The sequence below is a fragment of the Actinoplanes sp. NPDC048791 genome (assembly GCF_040650095.1).
Taxonomy (GTDB): Bacteria; Actinomycetota; Actinomycetes; order Mycobacteriales; family Micromonosporaceae; genus Actinoplanes.
On record NZ_JBEZGQ010001215.1, the window covers coordinates 1 to 2,277 of the forward strand.

The following is a 2,277-nucleotide window of genomic DNA, read 5'->3' on the forward strand; positions in this document are numbered from 1 at the left end:
GGGCGGAGGCGCGCAGCGCGCCGGGCATCGTCGCGCCGGGCGCGTACTCCGCCGCCTGGGCGCAGCAGCAGTCGTTGCCGCGGACCGCCGGCCGGTGGAACGAGATCACCGACCTGCCCTACAACTCCGACGACCCGCGCTACCGCGACATCGACAGCAACTCCTCCGGCGGCGCCGGCAAGGTGACCGGCCGGCTCACCGGCATGGCGGCGGACAACGCCGGATACGTGTACGCGGGCGCGGCCGACGGCGGTGTATGGCGTTCCCGTACCGGCGGCGGCCGCTGGCAGCCCATCTCGGAGCGGCTGCCGTCACCGTCCACCGGTGACTTGCGCCTGGACCGCACGGGCCGGCTCTGGTACGCGACCGGCGAGGCGAACACGAGCGCCACCTCGTTCGTCGGCACCGGCGTGTACGTGCTCCGCGACCCGCGCCACCGCACGTTCCGGCCCTCGGACCGGGTCGGCGGCACCGAACTGGAGAGCACGACCATTCGTAAGCTCCGGTTCTTCGGCAACACCGTGTGGGCGGCGACCAACCGTGGCGCCTACACGCACTCGCTCACGGATCTGTCCGGGCCCTGGCGCGCCGAGTTCGTGCCCAATCCTGCCTTCCTGCCGGGTGGTGCGCAGGCAACGGACCCGAACGCGCCGTACAAGAACATCATCAACGACTTCGCCGTGGACCCCCGCGATTCCCGCCGGGTGATCATCGCGGCCGGCTGGCGCAGCGGCGACGACTACAACGGCTTCTACACGCGCAGCGGCGGCACCTGGCAGCGCACCGTCCTGGCCGGCCTGCCGTCCGGTGCCGGCGACGTCGGCACGGTCACCTTCACGCCGTCCGCCGACGGGTCGCGCTACTACGCGATCGAGCAGTCGCCCACGCTGCTGGCGACCAACCCGGACAGCGCACTGCAGGGCTTCTACGTGTCGCTCTCGGGCTCACCGTTCGGTCCGTGGACCCTGGGCGCGGACTACCACGAGCTGGCCGAGTCCGGCTCCGCGCTCACCGAGCCGGGCTACATGCCCGGCGTCCAGTCCTGGTACAACCAGTTCCTGCAGGTCGACCCGGCCGATCCCGAGCACGTGTACGCGGGCCTGGAGGAGGTCTTCGAGTCGACCGACGGCGGCCTGAGCTGGAGCACCCCGGGGCCGTACTGGAACTTCGACTTCCCGTGCTGGAGCATCGACCCGGCCCAGCAGACCGGTGACTGCCACCAGACCACCCACCCCGACCAGCAGTCGGCCGCGATCGGGTCGTACCACGGCAAGCGTTTCGTGGTCGTCGGCAACGACGGCGGCGCCTACCGCCGTCCGGTGCGAGGTGCCGCGGACGCCTCCGGGCACGCCACCGACTGGGTCTCGCTCAACGACGGCACGATCGACGTGCTGCAGTACTACTCGGTCGGCGTCGGCCGCGACCGGCGCGGCGTCGCGGTCTCCGGCGGCCTGCAGGACAACGGCCAGTCCATCCTGCGCCCGGGCGACCGGGTGATGGGCTCCAACTTCGGCGGCGACGGCGGCGACACCATCGTCGACCCGGCGAACGGCTGCAACATCGCCGAGGAGTACGTCTACCTGGACGTGTGGGTGACCAACAACTGTGCGGTCAACAACGGCGCGTGGACCCGGGACCCGGCGTTGGCCACCAGCTACGAGGTCGCCCCGCCGGACGCCGAGACAGGTGCCGCCCGGTTCATCGCGCCGCTGACCATGGATCCGCGCGACAGCCGGACCTGGATCGCCGGCGGTCAGCACGTCTGGATCCAGACCAACGGCTTCGCGATCCGTTCCGGGGAGGAATGGCGCAACCTGTTCGACCTGGGCGAGGGCCACGTGGCCACCGCGGTCGCCACCTCCGGCGGCTACGTCTACGCCGGCTGGTGCGGGCCCTGCAACAACCAGGGCTTCACCCGCGGTATCGCGGTCGGGCGCACCGACGGGACGGGATGGCACCAGCTGACCCTGCCGGTCGACGGCACCGTGCCGAACCGGTACGTCTCGGGCTTCGACGTGGACCGGGCCGACCCCCGGCACGTCGTCGTGGCGATCAACGGCTTCTCCCGGAAGTGGACCGAGGGCCCCGGCGCCGGCGTCGGCCATGTCTTCGAGTCCCGCGACGCCGGGGAGCACTGGACCGACATCTCCGCCGATCTGCCGGACGTCCCGGCGAACACGGTGCGGATGGTCCGCGGCGGCGGTCTGGCCGTGGGCACCGACACCGGGATCTTCTACCGGGCCCGGCCGGCCGGCCGCTGGTCGGTGCTCGGCCGCA

The 2,277-nt window shown here is 71.9% G+C and carries 1 protein-coding gene; it reads left to right on the forward strand.

The window, feature by feature from the left end; translation table 11 throughout:
* Nucleotides 1-2,277: glycosyl hydrolase (locus tag AB0C29_RS44525; RefSeq protein WP_360833870.1), on the forward strand; the 2,277-nt coding region annotated here is incomplete at both ends.